Origin of the sequence: Streptococcus sp. HMSC072G04 (genome assembly GCF_001813295.1) — a bacterium.
Taxonomy (GTDB): Bacteria; Bacillota; Bacilli; order Lactobacillales; family Streptococcaceae; genus Streptococcus.
The window spans coordinates 1-5,299 of the sequence record NZ_KV812015.1 but is presented as its reverse complement, the minus strand read 5'-3'; the positions used below and the strand labels follow the sequence as shown (position 1 = coordinate 5,299).

Annotated in this window: 9 protein-coding genes; all 9 read right to left on the bottom strand. The window is 41.3% G+C overall.

What is annotated here, in order from left to right; genetic code table 11:
- Positions 1-302 precede the first annotated feature (302 nt).
- Positions 303-1,190: a hypothetical protein gene (locus HMPREF2904_RS02655; protein WP_070659807.1), complete on the bottom strand. Its 888-nt coding sequence runs from the start codon at positions 1,188-1,190 to the stop codon at positions 303-305.
- A gap of 11 nt (positions 1,191-1,201) precedes the next feature.
- A complete protein-coding gene (locus HMPREF2904_RS02650; protein ID WP_070659804.1) occupies positions 1,202-1,552 on the bottom strand; it encodes a hypothetical protein in 351 nt (116 codons plus the stop codon).
- Between the two features lie 11 nt (positions 1,553-1,563).
- Positions 1,564-2,028, bottom strand: coding sequence for a hypothetical protein (locus HMPREF2904_RS02645; RefSeq protein WP_070659801.1), 465 nt, complete (start codon positions 2,026-2,028; stop codon positions 1,564-1,566).
- Between the two features lie 13 nt (positions 2,029-2,041).
- On the bottom strand, positions 2,042-2,794 hold the full coding sequence (locus HMPREF2904_RS02640; protein WP_070659798.1) for a CHAP domain-containing protein: 753 nt from the start codon (positions 2,792-2,794) through the stop codon (positions 2,042-2,044).
- Positions 2,795-2,857: 63 nt separating this feature from the next.
- Positions 2,858-3,121, bottom strand: coding sequence for a phage holin (locus tag HMPREF2904_RS02635; protein ID WP_031575453.1), 264 nt, complete (start codon positions 3,119-3,121; stop codon positions 2,858-2,860).
- Between the two features lie 15 nt (positions 3,122-3,136).
- On the bottom strand, positions 3,137-3,418 hold the full coding sequence (locus tag HMPREF2904_RS02630) for a DUF7365 family protein (RefSeq protein WP_070659795.1): 282 nt from the start codon (positions 3,416-3,418) through the stop codon (positions 3,137-3,139).
- Positions 3,419-3,437: 19 nt separating this feature from the next.
- Positions 3,438-4,127, bottom strand: coding sequence for a hypothetical protein (locus HMPREF2904_RS02625; protein WP_070659793.1), 690 nt, complete (start codon positions 4,125-4,127; stop codon positions 3,438-3,440).
- Positions 4,127-4,348 (bottom strand): hypothetical protein, encoded by a 222-nt coding sequence (locus HMPREF2904_RS02620; protein ID WP_070659791.1) that lies wholly within the window; start codon positions 4,346-4,348, stop codon positions 4,127-4,129. The genes HMPREF2904_RS02625 and HMPREF2904_RS02620 overlap by 1 nt, the downstream gene beginning before the upstream one ends.
- A gap of 9 nt (positions 4,349-4,357) precedes the next feature.
- The coding region (locus HMPREF2904_RS02615) for a gp58-like family protein (RefSeq protein ID WP_218108838.1) at positions 4,358-5,299 on the bottom strand (942 nt) is incomplete at its 5' end.

The following is a 5,299-nucleotide window of genomic DNA, read 5'->3' as shown; positions in this document are numbered from 1 at the left end:
ATATGGAGCCGGTGGGAGTTTCTAAAAGTTGTTCATATCGCTGTTTTTAGCTTTTAGGGTCTGTTTTAGGTACTGACCTCTAAACTTTCACGGCTTCATCATTTGTATTACTAGTTTAGCATAGCTTCCAAGAAAGTTCAAGCTTTATTATTATCAAATATACGGGGGAAAGGTATTTAATAGGTAAAGATTTTTTGATAATTATTTGAGGTTATACAAGACAATCTCTAAAATGTCTGTTATAAACACAAATTTCAGAGCAAATAAAAAAAGCCCTCCCAAAATGGGAGGGTTGTGTCTTACTATAGAGTTTCTGGCCAAGGATCGTCCGTGATATATACTACGCTAGAGAAGCGGATATCTCCGATGTCTCGGTCAGTAGGTACGGGGTCATCAAATTGCAAGCGGAATTGATTGCCGTCACCCGACCCGCCCAGATACCAAGTGCCCAGCCGTTTGCCTTTGTCATTAGTGATCATACCGATTTTTGACCCAATTGGACGAAAGCCAACTGGGATTCCTTGAACGTTTAAGATAACCACGTTTCGCTCTCTGTCTGAACCTTGCGGAACGTATCCCTCCGCACCTCTCCGCTTGATACCGAACCAACCCCACGATAGACCGCCAAAATTGATTTCTACGGTCGAGTTGATACGTCTGAATTCCATGTAAGACGCACCGAGAGTAGAATTTATATTTCTTGCCCGAACTTTCCCCGTATCACCAGCGAGAATAACCCAATTTTCACGGCCAACACCAGCACGTTTTTTAATCCACTTAAAGGCTCCGTTTTTGGCTGTGGTGTCAATGTAAGTCACTCCGATTTCTGCGTCTAAAGCGTATGGGAAGCCTTGGCCTTTTAGCTCTGTGCTTGTGCCAGTTCCAGATCCGACTGATCGTTTCAGCTCTTCCAAATCGTTCTTGGTAGCAAGCTGGCTTGTGTCCACTGTGGGGAGTTTTGAGCGTGTGACGAATGGATCACCGCCATTTGCCAATTTTGTATCAATCAATGCATCCAGACCCAATTCAAGGTGCTTGTCTTTGATGTTATTGGCCATCTGGGATTGCAAAGTTGCATAGGTTGGAAATAGTTCGTATGCTTTAGAAGCTGATAAAAAGGAAGTCTGTTGTCCTTGAAGCGCACCTATATCAACCCCAATCGCCTGAATAACTTGTTTTAGTTTATCCATGCTTCACCTCCTTAGAGGGTATTTTTAGCGGCATTATAAATCTGTGCAAAATTTGTATTTTCCAAGTCAGTGAATTTTTGACCAAGTTCTGTCATTTTAGACACGATGGCCTGATCCGCTGACCCTGCACCGTTAACAATACGGTCTGCAATTTCTTTAAGAGTGTCCAATTCTTCTGGCACACCCTCGCCCAGAATAGCAGTTTTTACACCAGCAATAGCCGTCTCTAACTGCTGTTGAGTGATCCCGGCTTGTCCAAGCTCGGACTTATCAGCTTTATTAGCAAGCGTGGTTTTAATCTCTTTGACATCAGCTCCGACAGCTTGTGCGAATTGAGTTAAATTTTCTGTGTTTAAAGTCATATTTTTCTCCTTTAAATTTTAGCTAGATTGTATAGTACGGTTAAATCTGGCAGTTCTTCAGCCTGTGTCCCGTTTGGATGTTCAGAAATGTATTTGTCAATCTCTTCTCTGACATCATTTTTCACAAGTGATAGGACTTCTTTGCTTGTAAATTCGTCCGCTGAACGGGTAATATCCAAGCGTGTTGAGCGATCACTGGGGAATATATACCCGTCACAAACGACTTCTACCAAATAAGATCCAATAGGTAGGGCTTTCCCAATTTTAAAAGTAACTTTTGATTTCTCTACTGTACTCTCAAATGTAGCCTTTCCTTTTTGATTAAAGATCCTGATTGTAGCATTTTTGCCATTTAAATCACTGATTGGATGCATATTTTCATCCAACAACTCATAACCAAAAAGAGAGGCAGAGTCGCCTTGCTTTACGATTGCACCACCTTCAAATTGCTTTAGATTTGTTGAATTAATACTCATAATTCATCTCCTTTTAAGCGAATGAACCAAAGCTATTAATTCTACGTCCGTTTTCAGATTGTCCGACTGCGACATATCTTCGATTGCCAGATCCTGCGATGTATGTGATCCAGATGTATCCATCGTTATCAATCCAGCCATCGTAGTTGATAGCTTGACCTGCAGTATACACTGCTACGATCTCACCAGACAAACCTGCAGAAGCCCGTACATTGAGCGCAGAGACTTCAACTGTAAATGTACCAGTTTCCTCGTTAAATTCGTTGGAATCGACTGTAAGAGGCTCTGATGGTTCGATAGCGCTTACTTGTGCTGGTTGTCCATCAACTGGGAAGTAAAACCAGCCTACGATTCCGTTAAAATCACGGGTGTTATATCGTGCTGGGCCACCTACATAAAGAGCATCTTCATTGCCGTCAATATTTTGTTCGATTGTTCGCATGGTATAGCCGTCTGAGTCTTTGATGACTAAACCAGTGTGGCCATAGCTGTGACCATAAATGTAAGTGGTGTCCATAACGAATACTGCCCCAGCCCGTGGCTTACTATCGAGATTTCCCTCTTGGTTGTATTCCACCTCGTAGCCAAGGTCACGGGCAGAATTAAGCAGATCAATCGCATTTCCCCAAAGAGTTTTTCTAAAAAAGTAAGTAGAGATCGCATTAGGTAGTGCAGCACACTGCATACCCCACTGGCTCATAGATACACCCGTTCCAGCATCTGCAAGACCTTCTGCATATCCTAAAATATCATTTAAAGTAGCCATTACTGCTCCTTTCTAAAATCAAAGGCTACTATCCAAAAATAGATAGTAGCCAGTAAAAATATATTAATCTTCGCTAGGTTCTTCATAACCTAAAGCACGCTCTGAATCGCTCAATCCAGCAGTAGTTGGATCGTTGACCACTCCGACCAAAACGAAGAATGCAAACAACACATTGACGAATACCAAGATTTTATCAATGGTTTGGCCAAACTCTAGCTTGATACCGAAGATATCCGCAAATGCTTGAAAAAGCAATGCAAGAGCTGGAACGATTGCAAGCCAAAAATTTTTATTCTTGATACGTACAGACCAGTTAATTTTATTCATAATATTACCTCTTAATTATTTTTTGTTTTGAATTAATGCTTTAAGTTCCTTCATATCCTCGCTCAAGGCTTTGACCTGCTCTGCGAGGATCAATAGAGACTTATTCTGTTCATCGTGGTTATCAAGTCGTCTAACTGCTGTCAGACGAAAATCACGCATGTTTTCAATGTCTTTTTCGATCACGACCATGCGTTTTTCTTGTGCCACGACACTTCCTTTAAAATTACCGTAAATTCCAAGTAAGATCCCGATAAATCCGACCATCATCGAGATATCTTCTGGTGTAAAGTGGATCATAGATCACGCCCCTTTCTGATTAAAGTGCTGGTTGTGGTGTAGCTGTAGCCACTGGTTGAGTTTCAAGGTCACCAGAAGGTTGTCCTGGTTTCTCTTCCTTCTCTTCTTTTGGCTTGGTCCACTTCCAGATGCCAATCTTACCATTTTGGAAAAGGCTGTTTAATTGATCCAAGGTTTCGCCCTGATAAGTAAATGGTTCGGTCACTTGGATCATGACACGCTTACCTTCTCCAAACGCTTCTGTGTGGTTTGGATCTTCAACCGTAAAGATTTCTTGTGGTTGATATGTTTTACCAACTTGTCCAAGATCTACTAACTCAAGTCCACGCTTAAAGATTGTAGGGTCCATCGGATTGTCAATATCTGTTACACGAGCTAAAAGATTCCAATCAGCAACGTCCTTGATCTTCTGGATTTGGTTCGCTTTTTCTTCGTTGTCTTTGGTTAGAGCTTGGATTTTAGCAATAGCATCATTGTTAGCTTCGACAGATTTGTCTAGCTCTTTCTTGATCGCTACGACTGCGCCAGATGTATCAAGCTCCATGCGCACGATGTTCAATACTGCTTCAACCAGTGTCGCATCATCTTCGGCCATGCGATTTGTTGGCAAAATTTCCTCAAATACACGGTATGGGAAGTCTTGCTTGATTGCTACCTTGGTAGTGTTAGCTACTGCATTGTATGATTTAAATTGTACTTTATAATCCATTAGTTTGTTACCTCGTTTTTATTCTTAATTTCTTCAAAAAGTTCTTTTAAGTCTTTGTCAGACTCTAAGACCGAGCGATAGCTTTCAACTTCTTGAGCAAGCTGTGCTACTTGTGATTGCAAATCTGTAAAACGAGCCTTAAACTCGATTTCACCAAGCGTCTTGTCACTCAATTGTTTGTTCAATTCAGCGACCATTGAAAGTAAGATGTTTTCGTTCATTGATTTCTCCTAATTAATGAGATCAGCCCAGTTGCCAACACCACGATAACCGATACGGTTCATTATGTCTTTTATCATCATTTTGAGTCTGACACCATTTAACATGATTTCGTCTGTATGTATGTTGTTCAATCTTTTGTCCGATCGACCAATTACATGCTTGACTCGGTTTTCATTCAATGGCATGAAGAATGTATACCCATCTCTCGTGTTATTGTGGATCATCCACGGACTACGATATTTCCCGTTAGCATAGAAAACAATACGGTCAGCAACGGTTTCGTGGAATGATTCCTTTTCTCCGTTACCATTACCCGACCACAGACGAGTGCCAGCAAATGTTTCATTTTCTACACTCTCTTTCTTATCATGGTTCGTACCTATGACAATCCGAGCAGCCTTTCTATCTTCAAAACGTTCCGCTCTAAAATATCCTTGTTCCAGTCTGATAAACTGAGATGATGTCGTATCATCAATCCGTCTGATGGAACCTTGGTTAGAATAAAAGTTCACGCTTCCGTTATCTAAATTAAAATCAGTCGCACCATTATTAGATAGCAACCTTCCACCTTGGATTCTCTCAGCCGACACAGCAACTGAATTAAGTTGTGCGATAAAGGCTTTTTGTGAGATCAATTCTCTAATAAATGCTTGATTAGCAAGCAGTTTCTGAATCAAAGCATAATCAACTTGTAGCTTGTCTGCTGTAACTGCATTACTAGCCAAAATTGGTGTAGTGACTGATCCGGCTTTCATATGGCCGGTTTCCACGCTTTCGCTTGCAATATGACGGCCTAAAATGGATCCATCAACTACCATGTCACCTTTTACCTTGATCAATTGAGCGATCAAAGCAATTGCTTCCGGTTCTTGTACCAGCAAGGAGCTGATGGTCCTTCCATTGATGCTCTTGCCTGTGCCAAATGAGATCTGACCATCTGTGATGTTGAT

What these genes read in the sequence shown, in the direction of transcription:
- HMPREF2904_RS02645 (WP_070659801.1), bottom strand. Translation starts at nt 2,028, where the DNA reads ATGAGTATTAATTCAACAAATCTAAAGCAATTTGAAGGTGGTGCAATC.
- HMPREF2904_RS02640 (WP_070659798.1), bottom strand. Translation starts at nt 2,794, where the DNA reads ATGGCTACTTTAAATGATATTTTAGGATATGCAGAAGGTCTTGCAGAT.
- HMPREF2904_RS02650 (WP_070659804.1), bottom strand. Translation starts at nt 1,552, where the DNA reads ATGACTTTAAACACAGAAAATTTAACTCAATTCGCACAAGCTGTCGGA.
- HMPREF2904_RS02620 (WP_070659791.1), bottom strand. Translation starts at nt 4,348, where the DNA reads ATGAACGAAAACATCTTACTTTCAATGGTCGCTGAATTGAACAAACAA.
- HMPREF2904_RS02625 (WP_070659793.1), bottom strand. Translation starts at nt 4,127, where the DNA reads ATGGATTATAAAGTACAATTTAAATCATACAATGCAGTAGCTAACACT.
- HMPREF2904_RS02655 (WP_070659807.1), bottom strand. Translation starts at nt 1,190, where the DNA reads ATGGATAAACTAAAACAAGTTATTCAGGCGATTGGGGTTGATATAGGT.
- HMPREF2904_RS02635 (WP_031575453.1), bottom strand. Translation starts at nt 3,121, where the DNA reads ATGAATAAAATTAACTGGTCTGTACGTATCAAGAATAAAAATTTTTGG.
- HMPREF2904_RS02630 (WP_070659795.1), bottom strand. Translation starts at nt 3,418, where the DNA reads ATGATCCACTTTACACCAGAAGATATCTCGATGATGGTCGGATTTATC.